This is a genomic window from Plantactinospora sp. CNZ320, from assembly GCF_002846275.1.
Window position 1 is genome coordinate 6,243,412 of record NZ_PJMP01000001.1, and the last position, 20,005, is coordinate 6,263,416.

Genomic DNA, 20,005 nt, shown 5'->3' on the forward strand with positions numbered 1-20,005 from the left:
GAGCCCCGGCGGGGCAGACAGGTCGGGTCACGGGGGCGGCTGGGTCTCGTTGACCGCCAATTCCTCGGCACTCGCGCCGCCGCCGGCCGCACCCCGGTCGACGGCAATGGAGTCGGTCTCGTCGTCGTACCGGGCGCCCTCGTCCGGCTCCGCCAACCGGCCGACCGGGCCACCCCCCGGCGCGTCGCCGAGGTTCCCGTGGTCGTAGATCGAGACCGGGGAGTTCGGGTCGGAGGTGGGACCCGGATCCATCACGTCCGCGTCGAGCTGTGCCTCGGCGGCCGCCTCGTCACTGTCCGCCTCGTCCGAGAGCGCCTGGTCGACCGTACCGGCGTACGGGTCCTCGACCGGCACGTCGGGCCGCTCCTGGGAGAGCCGGTAGTCCAGCGACTCGCCGTCGGCCTGCTCCTCGGCGGTGGTGCCGTACCGGTCCACCGCCAGCGGCCGGTCGGTGGGAAGTGCGGCGGGATCCCAGCCGTCCGCCTCCCGACCGGTCGCGACGTCGTCACCGGCCGTCGAGTCGTCGTCGGCGGTGTCGGGCAGGCCCTCCGCCTCCGGGTCGGACACGGGCGTCGGAAACTCGTCATCGCGCATGACAGATCACTACCCGCTCGCCGGGTACCCGTAACCGGGCGAAGACGACCGGCCACCCCGCCACCCGGCGCGGGAGGCTGTGTCAGCCGGCTACGAAACGGGAAGGTTAGCCGGCTACGAAACGGGAAGGACGGCGACGGCGCGGTCGGTGACCGGCTCCCGGGACGCCGGCCGTCAGCGACGAACGGCCGGACCGGTGGGTGGGCGGACCGGTTTGCCAGGTTTCCGCTCGGCCCGCCGTGGTTAATGGGAGCCTCTGATCGAGCGGCCCTAGCCCGCCCTTGCCGTCGCTGGAGGTGACCCATGCGCGTTGGCCTCGTCTGCGCACACGCCGGCCCGCCGCACGAGCGTCGCGGCCAGTTCGCCGGCACGCACCAGCATGTGGCCCGGGTGGCCGCCGAGCTGACCGGGCGGGGCCACGACGTACGGGTCTACGAGCGGCTCGACGACCCCGACGCGCCGCCGGTGAGCGAGTTCGGCGGCTACCGGGTGGAGCGGGTACCGGTGGGTCCGCCCCGCCCCACCAACACCGGTGAACTGGTGCCGTACGTGCCGGAACTCGGCCGCTGGCTGACCGGACGCTGGGCCGGGGAGTGGACCCCCGAGGTGGTGCACGGACACTTCTGGATCGGCGGGCTGGCGGCGGCGAGCGCCGTGCGGGAGACCGTCATCCCGATCGTGCAGACGTTCCACTCCCTCGGCGTCGAGCAGCTGCGCCACCTCGGCAAGGCGTACCGGGGGCCGGGGCAGCGGATCCCACTGGAACGGGCGCTGACCCGGGCCGTGGACATGGCGGTGGCGCAGTGCACCGACGAGGTCGACGAGCTGACCCGGATGGGGTTGCAGCGCGCCTCCGTGGTGGTGGTGCCGGCGGGCGTGGACATCGAACTCTTCGCCCCCGAGGGCGAGGCGGCGACCCGGGACCGGCGACCGCGGATCCTGGCCGCCGGCGGCCTGGACCCGGGACACGGACAGGAGGACCTGATCCGGGCGTTGCGGCTGGTCGGGGACGCCGAGTTGGTCATCGCCGGCGGCCCGCCGCCCGAACAGCTGAACAACCACGCCGAGGCCCGCCGGCTGCGTGAGGTCGCCGAGTCCACCGGGGTCGCCGACCAGATCAAGCTGGTCGGCTCGGTGCCGCACGACCAGATGTCCGCCTGGTACCGCTCCGCCGACGTGGTGGCCTGCACCCCCCGGTACGCCACCGCCGGGCGGGTGCCGCTGGAGGCGATGGCCTGCGGCGTACCGGTGGTCGGCTACTCGATGGGCGGCATCGTGGACACCGTCGTCGACGAGGTCACCGGCCGGCTCGTCCCGCCCGGTGACGTACGCGGGCTGGGCGTGACACTGCGTCGACTGCTCGCCGCCGACGCCGAGCGGTTCGCGTACGGGCACGCGGCGGTGGACCGGGTGCGGTGCAGCTACACCTGGGACCGTACGGCCGGCGCGCTGGAACGCCTCTACGAGCGGGTGGTACGCCGACGCCAGCCCGCCCCGAGCTGACGAACCGGGCGGCAGGACGGGCGGGAAGACGGGGTGCCACCGACGGTCAGCGCCGGGGGACCGGTGCGATCGGCGGCGGCACCGGATCGCCGATCCTGGCGGAGCGGCGCTGGGGCGCCGGCATCGACTGGGGCAGCCGGGGAGCGGTCCGGGCCGGTGTCGGGGTGGGCACCGGCTGTCTCCGGTCGCGCTGGTCGGGCAGCGGAGGATGCTGGTGCTGCGGTTCGGCGTACCGGGTCAGGCCGAGCACCGCGATCAGGGTGACCAGGAAGCCGACCCCGGCCAACCACTCCCGGCCCGGCCAGATCCGGTCACCGAGCAGCAGCAGCCCGACGATCGCCGCCGGTACCGCACCGGCGGCGTCCATCGCGGCCACCGCCGCCGTCGTGGAGCCGCGCTGCATCGCCAGGCCGAGCAGCAACTGCCCGACGACCGAGTGCACGATCAGCAGGTAGAGCAGGGGGTTTTGCAGGAAGGCGTCGAACGAGTGCACCGAGGCGAGGGGGCGGGCGGCCACGGCGGCGGCCGAGAACGCCAGCCCGGCCAGCGCGCCGAGCGCCACCGAACCCGGCACGCCGTGCAGGCGTACGGCTGGAAAACCGAGCGCGCCGATCACACCGAGCGCGACGACCAGGCCGGCCACCCCGGCGGTCCCGAGCTGCCGGGACGGCGCCGGTTTCGCGGCCAGCACCAGGGCGGTGATCCCGACCAGCAGGAGTACCAGCAGCAGCACCTCGGCGGCCGGCAGCCGCCACTTGAGCACCAGTACGCCGAGCAGCGCGGTCACGCCGAGCGCGGCCGCCACGCTCGCCTGCACCAGGAAGAGCGGCAGGTCCCGCCGGGCCAGGAAGGCGAAGACGAAGCCGATCACCTGGCAGGTCAACCCGACCAGATAGCTGCGGTGCCCGGCCAGCCGTAGCAGCAGTCCCGGGTCGAAGGTGTGGTGCAGGGTTGTCCGGCTCGCGGCCACCGACTGGAGCAGATTGGCCACTCCATAGGTGGCGATCATGGCCGCGAGAAAGCACCAACCGGTGGACACCTGGCGAGGATAGAGGCTGCTGCGCCGCTTCGCGCGGCCGGCTAGCCGAGCCGGTCGAGCAGATCCTGGTGCAGCGTGCCGTTGCTGGCGATCGCACTGCCGCCGCCCGGGCCGGTGCGTCCCTGCAGGTCGGTGAAGGTGCCGCCGGCCTCGGTCACGATCGGGATCAGCGCGGCCACGTCCCACAGCGACAGCTCCGGTTCGACCATCGCGTCGACCGCTCCCTCGGCGAGCAGCATGTAGCCGTAGAAGTCGCCGTACGCCCGGCTCCGCCACACCGAGCGGAGGATGTCGAGCACCGGGTCGAGCCGGCCGGTCTCCTCCCAGCCGTGCAGCGAGGAGTAGCAGAAGCTGGCGTCGGCGAGCCGGCCGACCCCCGAGACCCGGATCGGGCTTGCCGCGGCCTGGTGCTTTCCCGCGTACGCCCCGAGGCCGGTCGCCGCCCACCAGCGGCGGCCCAGGGCCGGCGCGGAGACCAGGCCGACGACCGGGGTGTCGCCGTCCATCAGCGAGATCAGGGTGGCCCAGATCGGCACCCCCCGGACGAAGTTCTTGGTGCCGTCGATCGGGTCCACCACCCACTGCCGGGAACCGCTCCCGGCAGGTGCGGCGGAGGCGCCGTACTCCTCGCCGAGCACCCCGTCCCGGGGCCGGGTACGGGCCAGGGTGGCCCGGACGGCGCGTTCCACCGCGGTGTCCGCGTCGGTGACCGGCGTCAGGTCCGGCTTCGCCTCCACGTGCAGGTCCAGGGCCCGGAACCGGGCCATCGAGATCGAGTCTGCGGTGTCGGCGAGCATGTGCGCCAGGGACAGGTCGTCCGCGTACCGGGCCATGGCGGAAACCTACTCGATCCGGACCGTCCCGGTGCGTTAGCATCCCGCGCCGTGGCCACCGAACCGATTTCCGACGTGTCCCCCGAAACGCTTGTCGGCCTGCTCGCCGAGCCGGACCGGCTGGCCGCCTTCGCCGCCGTGGTGCTCGGCGCGGGCGAGGTGACCGAGGTGGCGGAGCGGACCGGGCTGCCCGTCCGGACTGTGCTCGCCGCGCTGCGCCGGCTGGAGTCCGGCGGCCTGGTCGAGACGGTGGACGGCCGGACGGTCGCCCTGGTCGGTGCGTTCAAGGAGGCGGTACGCGCCCGCCCGTCCGGCTCCGCCGAGCCCGAGGCGGAGTTGGACCCGGACCGGGCCGTCGCGGCGGTGCTCCGGGCCTTCGTCCGGGACGGCCGGATCAGCCAGCTGCCGGCGGCGCAGGGCAAGCGCCGGCTGCTGCTCGAACACGTCGTCACCACCTTCGAGCCGGGGGTGCGCTACTCCGAGCGGGAGGTGAACGCGCTGCTGCGGGCCTGGCACGACGACTACGCCGCGCTGCGCCGCTACCTGGTCGACGAGGTGCTGCTGACCCGCCGGGACGGCGTCTACTGGCGCAGCGGCGGCCCGGTCGACCTCGACCCCGGCCCGGCCGCCAGCGACCCCGACGGCCTGCCCGGGTAACGGCCCGGCGGAGCCCTCGACCTCGCCGGCCTGCCCGGGTGACGGTCCGGGGAGCTACTCGACGTCGCCGGCCCGGGAGGCGAGTAGCCGGCGGTACGACGCCAGCCGGCGGGGGTCGGCGTTGCCGGCCGCCACCCAGGCGTCGAGCGCGCAGTCCGCCTCGTCCGGGGTGTGTTCGCAGTTCGGCGGGCACTCGACCGTCCCCTCGACCAGGTCGGGGAAGCCGTGCAGCAGGCTCTCGGCGGAGACGTGCGCCAGCCCGAAGCTGCGTACCCCGGGGGTGTCGACGATCCAACCGGGGTGGGTACGCCGGTTGCCCGGCAGCGACGGCAGGCGCAGCGCGACCGCGCTGGTGGAGGTGTGCCGGCCCCGGCCGATCGCGCTGACCGTGCCGACCGCCCGGTCCGCCTCCGGAACCAGCCGGTTCACAAGTGTCGACTTGCCCACCCCGGAGTGCCCGACCATCACCGAGATCCGCTCGGCGAGCAGCCCGCGCAACTCGTCGAGGTCGGAGCCGGGACCGACGAGTACGTGCGGCAGGTCCAGTTCGGCGTAGTAGCCGAGTACCCCGTCGGGCTGGGCGAGATCCGCCTTGGTCAGGCAGAGCAGCGGCTCGATGTCGGCGTCGTACGCCGCCACCAGGCACCTGTCGATGAACCCGGTCCGGGGCGGCGGGTCGGCCAGCGAGCTGACGATCACGAGCTGGTCGGCGTTGGCCACCACCACCCGTTCGAGCCGCCCCTCGGCGGTGCTCTCGTCGTCGTCGGCGGTACGCCGCAGCACGGAGCGGCGCTCGGCGATCCGGACGATCCGGGCCAGCGCACCGGCCGCGCCGGAGGTGTCGCCGACCAGCGCGACCCGGTCGCCGACCACCACCGACTTGCGGCCGAGTTCCCGGGCACGCATCGCGGTGACCGTCCCGCCGTCGGCCCGGTCACCCCGTCCGGCGGCCGGGTCGTCGCCGACGACGCAGGTGTAGCGGCCCCGGTCGACGGCGATCACGAAGCCCTCCACGGCCTCTGAGTGCTGGGGCCTCGTCCGGGTACGCGGACGCGACGAACGCCCGGGTCGGACCCGTACGTCGTCCTCGTCGTACTCCCGCTTGCCCGCCAGCTCAGCTCCCCGGTCTCGTCCTCCGGTACGGCGACCGGCGAGGGGACCTACCGGTCCCGGCTGTCGCCGCCGGCCACCATCGTCGACCATAGTGCCGGGAACTCGGGCATGGTCTTGGAGGTACACGCCACGTCGTCGAGTTCGATGCCGGGCACGGAGAGCCCGATCACCGCCGCCGCGTGCGCCATCCGGTGGTCGGCGTAGGTCCGGAACGCCCCGCCGCGCAGTTGCCGGGGCCGGATCTCCAGCCCGTCGGCGGTGCCGGCGACGTCGGCGCCGAGGGCGGTCAGTTCCTGGGCCAGCGCGGCGAGCCGGTCGGTCTCGTGACCCCGGATGTGTCCCACCCCGCGCAGCCGGGACGGCGAGTCGGCCAGTACGGCGAGGGCGGCCAGCACCGGGGTGAACTCGCTGACGTCGGAGAGGTCGGCGTCGAGCCCACGGATCCCGCCGGTGCCCCGCACGGTCAGACCGTCGGTGCCCAGGGTCACCTCGCCGCCCATCCGGGAGAGCAGATCCCGGAGCGTGTCGACCGGTTGCAGGCTGCTGCGCGGCCAGCCGAGCAGGGTCACCGCGCCGCCGGTGACCAGCGCGGCGGCGAAGAACGGGACAGCGCCGGAGAGGTCCGGCTCGATTTCCCAGCCCCGACCGGAGAGCCGACCCGGCTCCACCACCCAGACGTCCGGGGTGCTGTCGTCGACCGCGGCCCCGGCGGCCCGGAGCATCTGCACGGTCATCCGCAGGTGTGGGGCGGACGGGACCGGCGGGCCGACGTGCCGGACAACGATCCCGCGCTCGAACCGGGCACCGCAGAGCAGCAGCCCGGAGACGAACTGGCTGGAGGCGGAGGCGTCGATCACGACCTCGCCACCGACCACCCGGCCGGTGCCCTGCACGGTCAGCGGCAGGCTGGCACCCTCGGTGGTGTCGATGCGTACCCCGATGGCGCGCAGCGCCCCGACCAGCGGGCCGAGCGGGCGGAGCCGGGCGTGCGGATCGCCGTCGAAGGTGACCGGTCCCTCGGCGAGCCCGGCCACCGGCGGCACGAACCGCATGACCGTGCCGGAGAGCCCGACGTCGACGTGGGCCGGACCCTGGAGCGGATGGGGCCGGACCAGCCAGCGCTCGTCGTCCACAAGGGAGACGTGCGCGCCCAGCCCGCGCAGCGCGGAGGCCATCAGCTCGGTGTCCCGGGCACGCAGCGGGTGACGCAGCGTGGAGGGGCCGTCGGCCACCGCACTGAGCACCAGCGCCCGGGCTGTCAACGACTTGGAGCCGGGCAGCCGCAACGTCGAGGCGACCGGATCGGTCGCGGTCGGCGCGGTCCAGGGCTCGAGCGGACGGACCGCCGTCAAGTTCGGCACCGGTACATTCTGCCCCGTCGGTGCGCGCGTCGGATCGGAGCATCGGCCCCTCCCGCCTGACGGGACGGCCGGCCGGCGCCGGAGGCGCTAGCGTGGCGGGCATGTGCGGCAGGTACGCGACCACCCGTAGCGCGGCCGATCTGAGCGTGCTCTTCGAGGCGTACGACGAGACAGGTGGGCGGCTCGCCGCCGACTACAACGTCGCGCCGACCGATCCGGTGCCGGTCGTGCGGGTCTGTCCCGACTCGGGCGGTTCGGTGCTCTCGGTGGCCCGTTGGGGGCTGTTGCCGCACTGGGCCAAGGACACCCGGGGCGCCGCGCGCATGATCAATGCTCGCGCCGAGACGGTCGCCACCACCCGGGCGTACGCGCACTCGTTCGCCCGGCGCCGCTGCCTCGTCCCGGCCGACGGCTGGTACGAGTGGGTCAGCCGGGATGGCGGCAAGCAGCCGTACTTCATGACTCCGCGCGACGGCGGGGTGCTCGCCTTCGCCGGACTCTGGTCGGTCTGGCTCGGTGCCGGGGACCCGCTGCTCACGTGCAGCGTCGTCACCACGGCGGCGCTCGGCGAACTGGCCCTGGTGCACGACCGGATGCCGCTGCTGCTGCCTCGGGAGCGCTGGTCCGACTGGCTCGACGGCGACGACGATCCGGCCGTGCTGCTCGCGCCGCCGGACGAGAAATCGCTGGCCGAGATCGAGATCCGGCCGGTCGGCAGGGGGGTCGGGGACGTCCGTAACGACGGTCCGGAACTGCTCGCCAGGGTCACCGCACCGCCGCTGCGCGCGTTACCAGAAGAGCCGATTGCATCGACACTGTTCTGAGCGCGGAACCGCATATTCGCCTGCACCGATTTGCCATGCTTCGCGGTGAATCGTCGCCGGCAGTTTTCCACACCTTTGCCGAGAGCCCTTGTCACGCATCGTGGTGGTGCGATAGAACACAGCGCCGGCAGTGGGTGTCAGCTCGCACAGGGCGAGCGGCACTCACCGATCTTTGTCGGTCCCACGGGGGAGGTGGGTGAATGACACGGGCGCGGATGCCACGCCCGCACGAGGTTGCCGCGGCACGACGAGACCCGAGGTTGCTTCGGGCACTCAGTGAGCGGCGTCTGGACGATGCCTGGCGTACCAGGGGGGTGTGCCAGAGCGTGGACCCGGAAACGTTCTTCCCGGCGCCCAGCGAGCCGGCCGACTCGGCCGTCGCGCTGTGCCGGACCTGTGACGTGCAGGGACCCTGCCTTGCCTGGGCGCTTGAGGTGGGTGACTGCCACGGCGTATGGGGAGCGACCACGCCCCGTGAACGGCGGGCGATGCTTGTCGCCTGGCGGGACCAGGTGGAGCACGATCCGGACGCGGTCGGCGACGCCGGACCACCGGTCCGGGACCGCCTGCTGACCCTCGTCCCGCTCAGCTCGAGCCGCCGCTGACCCCTGCTCCGCCGACCACGCCGCCGCCGGAACGCACCGGGAGCCGCCCGGAACGCCTGGGGCTGACCGGAACGCATCTGAGCTGGTCTGCGGCAGCGCCGGAGGATCCGCTGGACGGTGCCATACAGTGGCGCCGTGCGGCACGGCGACGAGATCGACACTCCACGGGGTCCTGCCCTGGTGGACGTCGACCTGCCGTGTCCGCGCCCGGCGACCCTGCTGGTGCTCGGGCACGGTGCGGGCGGCAGCGTGGACGCGCCGGACCTGGTCGCGGTCCGGGACGCGGCGGTCGCGGCCGGGGTCGCGGTGGCCAGGGTGACCCAGCCGTACCGGGTGGCCGGCCGGCGGGCACCGGCCCCCGCCGGTCACCTGGACGAGGCGTGGGTGGCGGTCGTCACCGAGCTGCTGGGCCGGTACGACCCGACCCCGACCCTGGTGGTCGGCGGTCGGTCCAGTGGTGCCCGGGTCGCCTGCCGTACCGCAGGTGTGCTCGGCGCGTCCGGGGTCGTCGCGCTCGCCTTTCCGCTCCATCCGCCAGGCCGGCCGGAGCGGTCCCGGGCGGCGGAACTGCGTACCGGGCTGCCGACGCTGGTACTCAACGGCGACCGGGACCCGTTCGGGGTACCGGTCGCGGAGGAGCCGGACATCCGGGTCGAGGTACGGCCGGGCGAACGGCACGACCTGCGGCTCGACCCGGCGGGTACGGCCGGGCTGGTGCTCGACTGGCTGCGCGGGCGGGGCTGGGCGGGCTGAGGTACCCGCCGGCCGTTTCTGTCCTGCCGGGGTGATCGTTGCTCCAACTGATGCCGGACGCCGCCTGCGATCGCGCGAATCGGATGTGGTGCCCGGTTTCATCCTCCCAGGCCCTTCCTGGTCCCAGTCGTGGCGGATCCCATCGGATTGGTCACGGCCGGGGCCAGGGATGGGCGGTGAACGGAATGCCTCGCCCGCCACGGCGGTTACAACTCCCGGAAGCCAGTGGAGCCACAAGGGGGTTTGCCCGGTGTCGACCGAGACACGGAGCCTGGAGCACGACCGCGAGGCGCGGTGGCCCGACCGGAGGCGGAACGCTCCGCCCTCCCGGTCGTCGGGCGACCGGCCCGGAGCGGCTACCGGCCCGGCCCGAACGGAGTCGCCGGGCCGCGCTTTCCGCGTATCCTCGGCGGGACAGCCGAATAACGCTGCGGTGATGGGGAAGAAGGTCACCGCGCCGGTTCGGTACCGAGGCGAGGGAGACGGCCGGTTGACAGCGGAGAAGACTGACGAGCGCAGGGCCCGGTTCGAGCGTGACGCGCTGCCCTTCGTCGACCAGTTGTACGCCGCCGGCCTGCGGATGACCCGCAACCCCGCCGACGCGGAGGACCTGGTCCAGGAGACCTTCCTGAAGGCGTTCGCCGCGTTCCACCAGTTCGAAGAGGGTACGAACCTCAAGGCGTGGCTCTACCGGATCCTGACCAACACCTACATCAACTCCTACCGTCGTCGGCAGCGGCAGCCCGTGCAGGCGCCCACCGAGGAGATCACCGACTGGCAGCTCGCCGAGGCGGAGTCGCACACCTCCAGCGGGCTGCGCTCGGCCGAGACCGAGGCGCTGGACCGGCTCCCGGACACCGACGTGAAAGAGGCGTTGCAGCAGCTCCCGGAGGAGTTCCGGCTCGCCGTCTACCTCACCGACGTCGAGGGGTTCTCCTACAAGGAGGTCGCCGACATCATGGGAACGCCGATCGGCACCGTGATGTCCCGGTTGCACCGTGGCCGGCGGAACCTACGAAAGCTGCTCGAGCGTTACGCTGCCGAGCGGGGCTTCTCGTCCGCCCCGTCGACCAGGTCCGCTGCGGCTGCCCCGGGAGGTGTGAGCGAATGAGTTGCGGTGAACCGCACGAGACGGACTGCCGTGAGGTCCTCACCGAGGTGTACCTCTACCTCGACCTGGAGTGCGCGGACGAGCGGCGCAACCTGATCCGGGACCATCTCGACGAGTGCTCGCCCTGCCTGCGCGAGTACGGCATCGAGCAGGAGGTCAAGGCGCTGGTCGCCCGCTGCTGCGGCAACGAGACCGCCCCGGTCGAGCTGCGTGAGCGGCTGCGGCTCCGCCTGTCGGAGCTGGTCTTCGAGACCGAGACCCGGGAGTACCTCGCCGACTGAGCCCTCGCCCGGCCGCTGTTCGACCAGGGGCGGGTGTCTGCCCCCGGTCGTCGCGGCGGATCGCCGGGCGGGCCGGGTCGTGGCGAGCGCTCTGTGGCGATCGCCCACCGATCCCGTGCCCCGCCCGGCCGCCCAGGCTCGGCGCCGAGCTCAGGAGTTGGGGCGCTTGCCGTGGTTGGCGGCGCTCTTCTTCCGCGCCTTCTTCTTGCGTGACTTCTTCGCCATGCTGACCTCCATGTGTCTGCCGTGGGCGGCGCCGACAGGCGTCGTCGACCGCACCGGTTCTGCTCGCGCCGGGCAATCCTCCCATGGGCGCCTGCCACGGGCGCCGCCGTGCCCGCCTCGGTGCTCGTCGCATGATTGGATACCGTCACAGGGCCGAGAAGTGACGACGAGGGGAACCCGATGGCCGAGGAGATCCGCGCCGAGATGGTGGCGAACGTCTGGAAGGTCGTGGCGACGGCCGGCGACTCGGTGTCCGAGGGCGACACGCTGGTGATCCTCGAGTCCATGAAGATGGAGATCCCCGTGGTCGCCGAGTCCGACGGGGTGCTCCGGGAACTCGCCGTCAACGAGGGCGACGTCGTGCAGGATGGCGACCTGATCGCCGTCATCGAATGACAGGGCTGCTGGTCCGGGTCGCCGAACCGGCCGACTTCGACGCGATAGCCCGGCTCACCGTGGCGGCGTACCGGGCGGACGGGCAACTCGACAGCGAGCACGGGTACGAGCAGATGCTCGCCGACGTACCGGCCCGGGCCGGTGCCGGCGAGTTGCTTGTCGCCGCCGACGAGGAGACCGGTGAGCTGCTCGGCGCGGTGCTCTTCGTGCTTCCCGGTTCGACGTACGCCGAACTCTGCGGCCAGGGTGAGGCGGAGTTCCGGATGCTGGCGGTGGACCCGGAGGCGCAGGGCCGGGGTGTCGGCAAGGCGCTGGTCAGGGCCTGCGTCGACCGGGCGAGGTCGCTGGGCTGTTCGCGGCTGGTGATCTGCACCCGCAGTTTCTCCGCGCCCGCGCACCGGCTCTACGCCGGGTTCGGTTTCGTCCGTACCCCGGAGCGGGACTGGTCGCCGGCCCCCGGCGTCGACCTGCTCGCGCTGCGCCTCGACCTGGCCCCCACCCGGGTCGGGGTCCAGGACACGCCACCCGTTCGCGCGTGACGCCTAGTGGTCATTGACCTGGTGGTCATCGACTAGGTCGTCCCGGGCTCCGTCTCGGTGCCTCCGGCAGGCTCCTCGCCGATCCGGTCGAGCAACTCGTTGGCGATCTCCATCGCCAGTTCCCGGCGTTCCGTGGTGCTGATCTCGCCGCGCAGCGCGAAGAGGCTGCCGTGTACGGCGAAGAGCGCCAGCGTGGCCCGGAGCTGCCCGGCCGGCGTGGGGTCGGCCCGGGAGAGCAGTTCGGCGAGTCGCAGCATCCGATCCCGCATCATCTGGCCGGAGGCGAGCTGCTTGACAAGCGTCTGGTTCTGCTCGAAGAACCGCATCACGTTGCGGCCGTCGGCGCCGAAGAACTCCTCGCAGTACCGGCGCAGCGTCGCCCGGCGGCCGGCGGCGTCGGGCGGTTGTTCGGCGGCCCACTCGATCAGCCGGTCCAGCCGTTCGATGCGGTCGGAGGCGAAGCTGTGGACGATGTCGTCCTTGCTCTTGAAGTGGTAGTAGAGGGCGGCCTTGGTGACGCCGAGCCGCTCGGCGATCTCCCGTAGCGAGGTCTTCTCGTAGCCCTGCTCGGTGAAGAGTTCGAGGGCGACAGCCTGGATCCGGGACCGCGTGTCGCCTGTGCTGCCGGTCACCCGGACCACCTTTCGTAATCGCTTGACGGGTATCGGGCCACCAACTTACCGTACGGCAAGTAGAATCACTAGCCGGTCGGCAAGTAAGCGGTCACACTCAGGGGGAGAGCCTACCGATGACCACCATGTCCGATGCGCCGGTGAAACCGGTGAACATCAGAGTCGTACTCGGCGGCCTGATGATCGCGATGATGCTCGCGATGCTCGACAACATGATCGTCAGCACCGCGTTACCCCGGATCGTGGGCGAGTTCGGCGGGCTCAACCACTTCACCTGGGTGGTCACCGCGTACGTGCTCGGCTCCACCGTCTCCACCCCCATCTGGGGCAAGCTCGGCGACCTGTACGGCCGTAAGACCGTCTTCCTCAGCTCGATCGTGCTCTTCCTGTTCGGCTCGGCACTCTGTGGCATGGCCGGGTCGGAACTGCTCGGCGGCCCCGGCGACGGGATGATGGAGCTGATCGCCTTCCGCGCGGTACAGGGCCTCGGCGCGGGCGGCCTGATGGTCGGCGTGATGGCGATCATCGGCGACCTGGTACCGCCCCGGGAGCGGGGCCGCTACCAGGGCATGATCGCCGGCATCATGGCCATCGCCATGGTGGCCGGTCCGCTGGTCGGCGGCTTCATCACCGACCACCTCTCCTGGCGGTGGGCGTTCTACGTCAACCTGCCGCTTGGCGGTGTGGCGCTGATCCTGCTGGCCACCCGGATGCACCTGCCGAAGTACCGCACCGAGCACCGGATCGACTGGCTCGGTGCCGCGCTGCTCTCGGTCGGCATCACCGCGATCGTGCTGGTCACCACCTGGGGTGGCAACGAGTACGACTGGATCTCCGGCCAGATCCTCGGCCTGGCCGCCCTCGCCGTGGTCACGCTGGGCGCCTTCGCCCTGGTCGAGCGGCGGGTACCGGAGCCGATCCTGCCGCTGAGCCTCTTCGCCAACCGCAACTTCGCGGTGATCTCGGTGATCGGCTTCCTGCTCGGCTTCGCGATGTTCGGCTCGATGAACTTCCTGCCGCTGTTCCAGCAGACCGTGCAGGGCGCCTCGGCCACCAACAGCGGACTGCTGCTGCTGCCGTTGATGTTCGGCATGCTCGTGGTGTCGATCGTGGTCGGTCGGGCGATCACCAGGACCGGCCGCTACCGGGCCTTCCCGATCGTCGGCGGGATCGTGATGACCGCCGGGATGGCGCTGCTGGCTCTGCTCGACGTCGACACAGGCAAGCTGGAGTCCTCGCTCTACATGATCGTGCTCGGCGTCGGGATGGGCTTCCTGATGCAGACCTCGATGCTGATCGCACAGAACAGCGTCGAGCAGAAGGACCTGGGCGCGGCGAGCGGCGCGGCCACCTTCTTCCGGTCGATCGGCGGTTCCTTCGGGATCTCGCTCTTCGGCGCGGTATTCGCCAACCGGCTCGCCGACTCGGCCGCCGGGCCGATGATCGCGGGCGGTGGCGAGGGCGCCGGAGTCGACCCGGCCGCGCTGCGGTCGCTGCCACCCGAGCAGCAGCACGCCGTGCTCGGCGGCCTCGCCGACGCGATCGGTACGGTCTTCGTCTGGGCGGTACCGTTCGCACTGGCGGTTGCGGTGCTGGCCTGGTTCGTCAAGGAGATCCCGCTGCGCGGCGGACCCACCGCCGAGGCCGAGACTCCCGAGGAGCAGGCGGAGATCGCCCTGGCCAGTCCACCCGTACGCTGACCTGCCAACGCGGCGCCGCCCTGTTAGACAGTGGCGGCGCCCGCGTTGTCGGCCACGGAGAATCCGAACCCGCCGCCCGGTCAGCCCTGCCGGGTGAACCGCCCGCCACTCAGCCCTGCCTGGTGAACCCCGCCCAGTCAGCCCTGGCGGGTGAGCCGCCGCCACATCCGGTCCAGCAGCCGGCCGAAGCGGCGCTGCCTCGGCGCGACCGAACCGTTCCGGGCGAGCAGCAGGCGGGCGGTGTCGACCGCGGCCGGCTCGGCGGAAGGGGTGGCCAGCACCAGGTGGGCCAGGGAACGCAGCACGGTGACCGGCCGCCGCTGTGCCACCTCGACCGCGTCGTCGAGCCGTTCGGCGGCGACCCGGGCCACCTCTCCCCGCACCGACGGGTCCACCCAGGCGGCGGTGACCAGGGCGAAGAGGGCCGCCTCGGTGACCCAGTCCTCGACTCCCCAGACCAGATCGAGCAACACCCTGCGCCGGGTCGACTCCGGCCACGGCTCGTCGGTGCGGTGGTGCAGCAGCCCGAGGCAGACCCAGACCTGGACGCAGCGCACCCAGAGCGTCGGGTCGTGCCGGCTCAGGGTGCGGCCGAGTTCGGTCTCCGGCGGGGCCGGCGGATGTGCCAGCAGCCCGAGCAGGTCGTCGAGTTCGAGCGTGGCGAGCCCGACCGCCGCGTCGTAGGCGGCCGGCGGATGCGGCCAGGCGGGGTGGGCCAACTGCTGGATCCGGCGTACCGCCGTCTCGGGTGGCACCGGCACGGCCGGTACGGCGGTGATGCCGGCGTACCGCCAGAGCTGGTGCCCGACCGGTCGGCGCGGCTCGCGCAGATCCGGCTCCGGGGTGGCGGCGACCGTGACGACCAGGGCCGGGGCGGCACCGTGCAGGGTACGCATCGCGCTCGGTGGCTCCAGTCCGCGCAGTGGCAACCGGGCGCCGTCGGCCGGATCGCCGGTGGCCAGCCGCTGCCGCAGCGCCACCGCCACCGCCTCGGTGCCCGGCGGTACCCGACCCAGCCACGGCTGGTTCTGGCAGCACTCGGCGAGGTCGCTGTGCTCGTGCGAGTCGTCCGGATGGTCCCGCTGGAAGTCGGCCAGCGCCACCAGGTGGGCGAGGTCGCCGTCGCGGCGGTAGCGCAGCCGGTGACCGGTGTGCACCGCGCAGTCGAAGGACGGGTCCCGGGCCAGCGCCCGGTCGATCCAGCCCAGCGCCTCGTCGAGCCGCCCGTGGTCGGCGAGGGTGCCGGCGATGTCGGCGTACACCGAGAGGTCGTCGGGGTCGTGGTCGACGGCCCGGCGCAGCGCGGCGAGCGCCTCGGCGGTCCGTCCGGCGCTGCGGTAGGCGTAGCCGAGCCACACCTCGGAGAGCTTCGACGGCAGTTCCCTGACTCCGCGGCCGGCCCACTCCACGGCCTGGCCGACCGCGCCGACCCGGCGGGCCAGCGCGGACGCCGCGCCGAGCAGCAGGCCGTGCCGGGGATGCGCCGCCACGGCGTGCCGGGCCAGCCGCAGATAGGGCCAGAGCGGTTCCCGGGCGGTCTCCGGCACCGGGTCGGAGATGCCGGCGCAGACCTGCATCAGCACCCGGGCGATCCGGTCCGGATCGAGGTTACCGGGAAGTTCGGGGGCGCTCACCCAGGGCACGCCGGCCCAGTCGGCCGAGGGGACGTGCCCGGTGGCGGCGGCGAGCAGTTCCAGCCCGTCGCCGGGGCGTCCGGCGGCGGCGAGCAGGTGCGCGCGGGCCACCACGGTACCGATGAACGGGTGCTGGTCGAGCGGGAAGAGATCGACCCCGCCACCGGACCGGGCGGCGAGCTGGGCGAGCACCTCGTGCACCTCGGGCATGGTCGGCGCGTACGCGATCGCCCCGGCCAGGTGACCGGCGGCGTGCCGGAGATCGCCCTCGTCCAGCGCCAGCCGGGCCAGCGCGAGTTCTCCCTCGGCCGAGAGCCGGGGGTCGTCTGTTCCCTCGGGCACCGAAGTCGACCCTTCGTACGTGGAATTTTCCCTGGGTTGGGGAGCCTAGGGCATGGCGACCGTGGGTGGTGATCTACTGCGCAAAGCTGCTCGTTAGATTGCTCTGTCGCTGCAAATCGTGCAAAGTTGAGCATGGAACGCGCGGGAATCGCGCATGAGGAGGTCATCGTGGCGCAACCGGGAGCCGGCATGGCGGCGGACATCGCCGAGCAGCCAGAGGGCTTCGCACGACTGCTGGAACCGGACTCGACGGCCGCGATCGCGCAGGTGGCGGCGGTGATCGCCGAACGTCGGCCGAAACACGTGGTCTTCACCGCACGCGGCACGTCGGACCACGCCGCCCTCTACGCCGCCTACCTCACCGAGATCCGGCTCGGCCTCCCCGCCGGGCTCGCCTCGCCGAGCGCCATCACCCTCTTCGGGGCCCGTCCCGACCTCTCCGAGGCACTTGTCGTCGGGGTGAGCCAGAGCGGCGGGTCACCCGACCTGACCGAGGTGCTGCGGGTGGCCAGGCAGGCCGGCGCGCTCACCCTGGCGGTGACGAACGCCCCCGACTCGCCGCTGACCGGTGCGGCCGAACTCGCCATCGACGTGGTGGCCGGGCACGAGCGGGCGGTCGCCGCGACCAAGACGTACACCGCCGAACTGCTCGCCCTGCTGCTGCTGGTCGAGGGGATCCGGGCCGGGGACGGTGCGATCCCCGCCGAGGAGCGGACCGGGCTGGAGGCACTGCCCGAGCTGGCCGCCCGTACCCTCGCCGACCCGACGCCGGGGCAGCTCGCCGCCCGCTACCGCTTCGCGGACCGGATGGTCACCACCGGCCGGGGGTACGCGTACCCGACCGCCCGGGAGGCGGCGCTGAAGCTGATGGAGACCTCGTACCTGCCGGCGCTCGCCTTCTCCGGCGCCGACCTGCTGCACGGCCCGCTGGCGATGACCGATCCGGACGTACCCGTGCTGGCCGTGGTCGGCGCCGGCCCGGGCGGCACCGCCATGCGCGAGGTACTGGCCAAGGTCGGCGAACGCGGTGCGGACCTGGTCGTCGTCGGGCCGGCCGAGGTCGCCGGGGCCGCCGCCCGGCTGCCCGTCCCCGAGGTGGACGAGCGGTACGCCCCGCTGCTGGACATCCTGCCGGTGCAGCGGCTCGCCCTCGCCCTCGCGCTGGCCCGGGGCGAGGACCCGGACGCCCCACGCGGCCTGCACAAGGTCACCTCCACCCTCTGACCTGTAAGGCGGGGGCCCTTCTACAACAGAATCCGATAAGAAGGGGCCCTTCCTTACCCCTCAGCTTCGGGGTGGGCGTGGCAGGCTTGCCCCGTGTCCACGCTGCGCGATCTCGCTGAGGAGCACACCGGTCTGCGTCCGGTCGACATCGACCACCTGCACCGGGTGGCCGGCGACTGGCAACTCCTCTCCGACCTGTCCTTCGCGGACCTGCTGCTCTGGGTACCGGTGAACGACTCCGACGGCTTCGTCTGCGTCGCCCAGGTACGCCCGACTACCGCGCCGACGGCGTACCAGGACGACCAGGTCGGCCGGATCGTCGGCGGTCCCGAGGTGGCGCACCTGGCGATCGCGTACAGCCAGGGCCGGATCTGGCGCGAGGGCGACCCGGTCTGGTACGGCGACACGCCGGCCCGGCACGAGGCGATCCCGGTCCGGCTGCGCTCCGGCGACGGCGAGTCGGGCGAGGTGATCGCCGTGGTGGGCCGGGACACCAACCTCTCCACCGCGCGCACTCCGAGCCAGCTCGAACTGAACTACCTGACCACCGCCGACGACCTCGCCCAGATGCTCTCCGACGGGACGTTCCCACCGGTACGCCACCCGGGCGAGACCACCACGGCACCCCGGGTCGGCGACGGGCTGGTCCGGCTGGACGCCAACGGCAAGGTCACCTACGCGAGCCCGAACGCGCAGTCGGCGTACCGGCGGCTCGGGTTCGCCTCGCACCTGGTCGGAGAGGACCTGGCGGCGCTGAACGGCCGGCTCGCCGCCGATCCGCTGGAGGGGACCGAGGCGGCGAACCGGGTGCTGGCCGCGCTGCGCGGTGAGGCGCCGCCGCGCCGGGAGATCGAGGCCCGGGGCGCGACCGTGCTGACCCGGGCACTGCCGCTGATGCCCGCCGGGGTGCCGATCGGCGCGCTGGTGCTGGTCCGGGACATGACCGAGGTACGCCGCCGGGACCGCGCCCTGATCACCAAGGACGCCACCATCCGGGAGATCCACCACCGGGTGAAGAACAACCTGCAGACCGTCGCCGCGCTGCTCCGGCTCCAGGCCCGCCGGGTCGGCATCCCGGCCGCGCGGGCCGCGCTGGAGGAGTCGGTACGCCGGGTCGCCTCGATCGCCCTCGTGCACGAGACCCTCTCGATGTCCAGCGACGAGGCGGTCGAGTTCGACGGCATCGTGGACCGGGTGGCGGCAGCCGCCGCCGAGGTGGCCGCGACCGAGGTACCGGTGCGGATGCGGCGGCAGGGCAGTTTCGGGGTACTGCCGGCGGAGATCGCCACCTCGCTGGTGATCGTGCTGAACGAGTTGCTGCTCAACGCCGTCGAGCACGCCTTTCCGGAACCGGGCGAGAACGCGGCGGTACCGGCGCCGGCCGAGCTGGCCGAGCCGGCGGAGCCGGCCGAGATGGCCGAGGTGGTCGTCTCGGCACACCGGTTCCGTAAGCAACTGCACGTCACGGTCGCCGACAACGGCCGGGGCCTGCCGGAGGACTTCGACGCCGACCAGGGCAGCCGGCTCGGCCTCCAGATCGTCCGGGCGCTGGCCACCGGTGAGCTGCGCGGCACCATCGAGCTGCGCAACCGGGCCGGAGCCGGTACCGAGGCGCTGCTGGTGGTCCCGTTGGTCCGGTAGTCGGTGGTCAGGGACGTACGTGGCGTGCCGGTCGGTGGCGAGCAGGGCCGGGGACAGCACGCGGCCGGTCAGGCAAGCTGGTCAGTCGATCTCAATGACGATCTTTCCGGAGACTCGCCTGCCGAGAAGTGCCTCGGCCGCGTCGCCGAGGCGGTTCCACGAGCCGCGCCAGCCGACCTGCCCGGAGATGACTCCGCGGGAGGCAAGGTCCACGAGGATGGCCAGGTCGGGGCCGGGATTGGACACGTCACCGAACGACTGCAGCGTCTTCGCCGCCCCGTGGGTGAAGATCGAATTTGGCGGAAACACGGCCGGAGCGTCCGATGCCCAGCCGATGCTCTGCAGAATCCCGCCCGGCTTGAGGAGCCGCCAGGCTGTGACCAGGTGTCCTCCACCGACGGTTTCCAGTACCAGGTCGACCGGCTGGTCGATGTGGTCGAGCCCGACCACCACCTCGTCCGCCCCGAGCACGTCGAGCCCTTCGCCGCGCTGCGCCGAGCCGACCGACGCGATGACGTGCGCGCCGCCGAGCCGCGCGAGTTGCACCGCGAGTCGGCCGACGCCACCGGAGGCGCCGGTGACCAGCACCCGGCGTCCCAGTACGGAGCCGGCAGCCCGCAACGTCCGTAGCGCGGTGATGCCCACCATGGGCAGCGCGGCAGCCTCGGCGAGGTCGAGCCCGTCCGGAACGACGGCGAGACTGTCGGTGCCGAACACGGCCCGTTGGGCCCAGGCTCCACTGCCGAAGGCGACAACCCGTTGACCGACGGCCGGCCCCGTGCCATCCGCGGCTGCCTGGACCACGTGACCGGCCGCGTCGTAACCGAGCACCGTGCCGGCGGGCTGGAAGCCCAGATAACGAATTTCGCCGAAGTTCACGGACGCGCGCCGTACCTCGACCACCACCTGGTCGGGTTCCGGCACCGGCTCGGGAACCACGGCCAGTTGGAAACCCTCGACGGTCTCGGGGGCGGCGATCAGGGCTCGCACGATGACAC

At 72.7% G+C, this 20,005-nt stretch carries 21 protein-coding genes; 12 read left to right on the forward strand and 9 right to left on the reverse strand.

The annotated features are described in order from the left end of the window. Nucleotides 1–27: 27 nt before the first annotated feature. On the reverse strand, nucleotides 28–594 hold the full coding sequence (locus tag CLT71_RS28025) for a DUF5709 domain-containing protein (RefSeq protein WP_101369747.1): 567 nt from the start codon (nucleotides 592–594) through the stop codon (nucleotides 28–30). Between the two features lie 303 nt (nucleotides 595–897). Between CLT71_RS28025 and CLT71_RS28030 the strand changes: the two genes are divergently transcribed. Continuing rightward, on the forward strand, nucleotides 898–2,097 hold the full coding sequence (locus tag CLT71_RS28030; RefSeq protein WP_101369748.1) for a glycosyltransferase: 1,200 nt from the start codon (nucleotides 898–900) through the stop codon (nucleotides 2,095–2,097). Nucleotides 2,098–2,143: 46 nt separating this feature from the next. Here CLT71_RS28030 and CLT71_RS28035 read toward each other — a convergent pair whose 3' ends face one another. After that, a complete protein-coding gene (locus CLT71_RS28035) occupies nucleotides 2,144–3,106 on the reverse strand; it encodes a hypothetical protein (RefSeq protein WP_486483730.1) in 963 nt (320 codons plus the stop codon). Between the two features lie 71 nt (nucleotides 3,107–3,177). Next, nucleotides 3,178–3,969 (reverse strand): histidinol-phosphatase, encoded by a 792-nt coding sequence (hisN, locus tag CLT71_RS28040; RefSeq protein ID WP_101369749.1) that lies wholly within the window; start codon nucleotides 3,967–3,969, stop codon nucleotides 3,178–3,180. A gap of 51 nt (nucleotides 3,970–4,020) precedes the next feature. Between hisN and CLT71_RS28045 the strand changes: the two genes are divergently transcribed. Beyond that, on the forward strand, nucleotides 4,021–4,626 hold the full coding sequence (locus CLT71_RS28045) for a DUF2087 domain-containing protein (RefSeq protein ID WP_486483490.1): 606 nt from the start codon (nucleotides 4,021–4,023) through the stop codon (nucleotides 4,624–4,626). 54 nt (nucleotides 4,627–4,680) lie between these two features. Here CLT71_RS28045 and rsgA read toward each other — a convergent pair whose 3' ends face one another. Next, nucleotides 4,681–5,829 (reverse strand): ribosome small subunit-dependent GTPase A, encoded by a 1,149-nt coding sequence (gene rsgA, locus CLT71_RS28050; RefSeq protein WP_101369750.1) that lies wholly within the window; start codon nucleotides 5,827–5,829, stop codon nucleotides 4,681–4,683. Beyond that, complete coding sequence (gene aroA / locus CLT71_RS28055) at nucleotides 5,787–7,100, reverse strand: 3-phosphoshikimate 1-carboxyvinyltransferase (RefSeq protein ID WP_101369751.1); 1,314 nt, start codon at nucleotides 7,098–7,100, stop codon at nucleotides 5,787–5,789. Before aroA ends, rsgA begins: the two co-directional genes overlap by 43 nt. A 101-nt stretch (nucleotides 7,101–7,201) precedes the next feature. Between aroA and CLT71_RS28060 the strand changes: the two genes are divergently transcribed. The 5 genes from CLT71_RS28060 (at nucleotide 7,202) to rsrA (ending at nucleotide 10,674) form a co-directional block, all read left to right on the forward strand. Continuing rightward, on the forward strand, nucleotides 7,202–7,924 hold the full coding sequence (locus CLT71_RS28060) for an SOS response-associated peptidase (protein ID WP_101369752.1): 723 nt from the start codon (nucleotides 7,202–7,204) through the stop codon (nucleotides 7,922–7,924). Nucleotides 7,925–8,124: 200 nt separating this feature from the next. Further along, nucleotides 8,125–8,529 (forward strand): WhiB family transcriptional regulator, encoded by a 405-nt coding sequence (locus CLT71_RS28065; RefSeq protein ID WP_101369753.1) that lies wholly within the window; start codon nucleotides 8,125–8,127, stop codon nucleotides 8,527–8,529. A gap of 135 nt (nucleotides 8,530–8,664) precedes the next feature. Next, nucleotides 8,665–9,282 (forward strand): alpha/beta family hydrolase, encoded by a 618-nt coding sequence (locus CLT71_RS28070; RefSeq protein ID WP_101369754.1) that lies wholly within the window; start codon nucleotides 8,665–8,667, stop codon nucleotides 9,280–9,282. Nucleotides 9,283–9,532: 250 nt separating this feature from the next. After that, nucleotides 9,533–10,393: a sigma-70 family RNA polymerase sigma factor gene (locus tag CLT71_RS28075; protein ID WP_486483491.1), complete on the forward strand. Its 861-nt coding sequence runs from the start codon at nucleotides 9,533–9,535 to the stop codon at nucleotides 10,391–10,393. Continuing rightward, entirely contained in the window at nucleotides 10,390–10,674 is a 285-nt protein-coding gene (rsrA, locus tag CLT71_RS28080; RefSeq protein WP_101369756.1) for a mycothiol system anti-sigma-R factor, read from the forward strand. The genes CLT71_RS28075 and rsrA overlap by 4 nt, the downstream gene beginning before the upstream one ends. A 150-nt stretch (nucleotides 10,675–10,824) precedes the next feature. Here the strand turns inward: rsrA and CLT71_RS38260 are convergent, their stop codons facing one another. Beyond that, nucleotides 10,825–10,899, reverse strand: a complete 75-nt coding sequence (locus tag CLT71_RS38260; protein WP_369814844.1) for a 50S ribosomal protein bL37 — start codon at nucleotides 10,897–10,899, stop codon at nucleotides 10,825–10,827. A 180-nt stretch (nucleotides 10,900–11,079) separates the two neighbouring features. Here CLT71_RS38260 and CLT71_RS28085 point away from each other — a divergent pair, with 180 nt between their 5' ends. Beyond that, nucleotides 11,080–11,295, forward strand: coding sequence for a biotin/lipoyl-binding carrier protein (locus CLT71_RS28085; RefSeq protein WP_101369757.1), 216 nt, complete (start codon nucleotides 11,080–11,082; stop codon nucleotides 11,293–11,295). Further along, nucleotides 11,292–11,834, forward strand: coding sequence for a GNAT family N-acetyltransferase (locus CLT71_RS28090; protein ID WP_101369758.1), 543 nt, complete (start codon nucleotides 11,292–11,294; stop codon nucleotides 11,832–11,834). The genes CLT71_RS28085 and CLT71_RS28090 overlap by 4 nt, the downstream gene beginning before the upstream one ends. A 32-nt stretch (nucleotides 11,835–11,866) precedes the next feature. Here the strand turns inward: CLT71_RS28090 and CLT71_RS28095 are convergent, their stop codons facing one another. Beyond that, nucleotides 11,867–12,466, reverse strand: a complete 600-nt coding sequence (locus tag CLT71_RS28095; protein WP_101371854.1) for a TetR/AcrR family transcriptional regulator — start codon at nucleotides 12,464–12,466, stop codon at nucleotides 11,867–11,869. A 116-nt stretch (nucleotides 12,467–12,582) separates the two neighbouring features. On the opposite strand from CLT71_RS28095, the gene CLT71_RS28100 reads away from it, so the two are divergent. After that, nucleotides 12,583–14,166 (forward strand): MDR family MFS transporter, encoded by a 1,584-nt coding sequence (locus CLT71_RS28100; RefSeq protein WP_486483492.1) that lies wholly within the window; start codon nucleotides 12,583–12,585, stop codon nucleotides 14,164–14,166. Between the two features lie 137 nt (nucleotides 14,167–14,303). On the opposite strand, the gene CLT71_RS28105 is transcribed toward CLT71_RS28100, so the two are convergent. Beyond that, on the reverse strand, nucleotides 14,304–16,142 hold the full coding sequence (locus tag CLT71_RS28105; protein ID WP_101369759.1) for a tetratricopeptide repeat protein: 1,839 nt from the start codon (nucleotides 16,140–16,142) through the stop codon (nucleotides 14,304–14,306). A gap of 189 nt (nucleotides 16,143–16,331) precedes the next feature. On the opposite strand from CLT71_RS28105, the gene CLT71_RS28110 reads away from it, so the two are divergent. Both CLT71_RS28110 and CLT71_RS28115 read left to right on the forward strand, forming a co-directional pair. Then, on the forward strand, nucleotides 16,332–17,366 hold the full coding sequence (locus tag CLT71_RS28110) for an SIS domain-containing protein (protein ID WP_101369760.1): 1,035 nt from the start codon (nucleotides 16,332–16,334) through the stop codon (nucleotides 17,364–17,366). 93 nt (nucleotides 17,367–17,459) lie between these two features. Beyond that, complete coding sequence (locus tag CLT71_RS28115; protein WP_101369761.1) at nucleotides 17,460–19,007, forward strand: PAS domain-containing sensor histidine kinase; 1,548 nt, start codon at nucleotides 17,460–17,462, stop codon at nucleotides 19,005–19,007. An 81-nt stretch (nucleotides 19,008–19,088) separates the two neighbouring features. On the opposite strand, the gene CLT71_RS28120 is transcribed toward CLT71_RS28115, so the two are convergent. Next, nucleotides 19,089–19,997, reverse strand: coding sequence for a zinc-binding dehydrogenase (locus CLT71_RS28120; protein ID WP_199187744.1), 909 nt, complete (start codon nucleotides 19,995–19,997; stop codon nucleotides 19,089–19,091). Between the last annotated feature and the right edge of the window lie 8 nt (nucleotides 19,998–20,005).

Coding starts and splice junctions, on each gene's coding strand:
- CLT71_RS28110 (WP_101369760.1), top strand. CDS start 16,332: ATGGCGGCGGACATCGCCGAGCAGCCAGAGGGCTTCGCACGACTGCTG.
- CLT71_RS28100 (WP_486483492.1), top strand. CDS start 12,583: ATGACCACCATGTCCGATGCGCCGGTGAAACCGGTGAACATCAGAGTC.
- CLT71_RS28030 (WP_101369748.1), top strand. CDS start 898: ATGCGCGTTGGCCTCGTCTGCGCACACGCCGGCCCGCCGCACGAGCGT.
- hisN (WP_101369749.1), bottom strand. CDS start 3,969: ATGGCCCGGTACGCGGACGACCTGTCCCTGGCGCACATGCTCGCCGAC.
- CLT71_RS28085 (WP_101369757.1), top strand. CDS start 11,080: ATGGCCGAGGAGATCCGCGCCGAGATGGTGGCGAACGTCTGGAAGGTC.
- CLT71_RS28025 (WP_101369747.1), bottom strand. CDS start 594: ATGCGCGATGACGAGTTTCCGACGCCCGTGTCCGACCCGGAGGCGGAG.
- CLT71_RS28060 (WP_101369752.1), top strand. CDS start 7,202: ATGTGCGGCAGGTACGCGACCACCCGTAGCGCGGCCGATCTGAGCGTG.
- rsgA (WP_101369750.1), bottom strand. CDS start 5,829: ATGGTCGACGATGGTGGCCGGCGGCGACAGCCGGGACCGGTAGGTCCC.
- rsrA (WP_101369756.1), top strand. CDS start 10,390: ATGAGTTGCGGTGAACCGCACGAGACGGACTGCCGTGAGGTCCTCACC.
- CLT71_RS28090 (WP_101369758.1), top strand. CDS start 11,292: ATGACAGGGCTGCTGGTCCGGGTCGCCGAACCGGCCGACTTCGACGCG.
- CLT71_RS28065 (WP_101369753.1), top strand. CDS start 8,125: ATGACACGGGCGCGGATGCCACGCCCGCACGAGGTTGCCGCGGCACGA.
- CLT71_RS28035 (WP_486483730.1), bottom strand. CDS start 3,106: ATGATCGCCACCTATGGAGTGGCCAATCTGCTCCAGTCGGTGGCCGCG.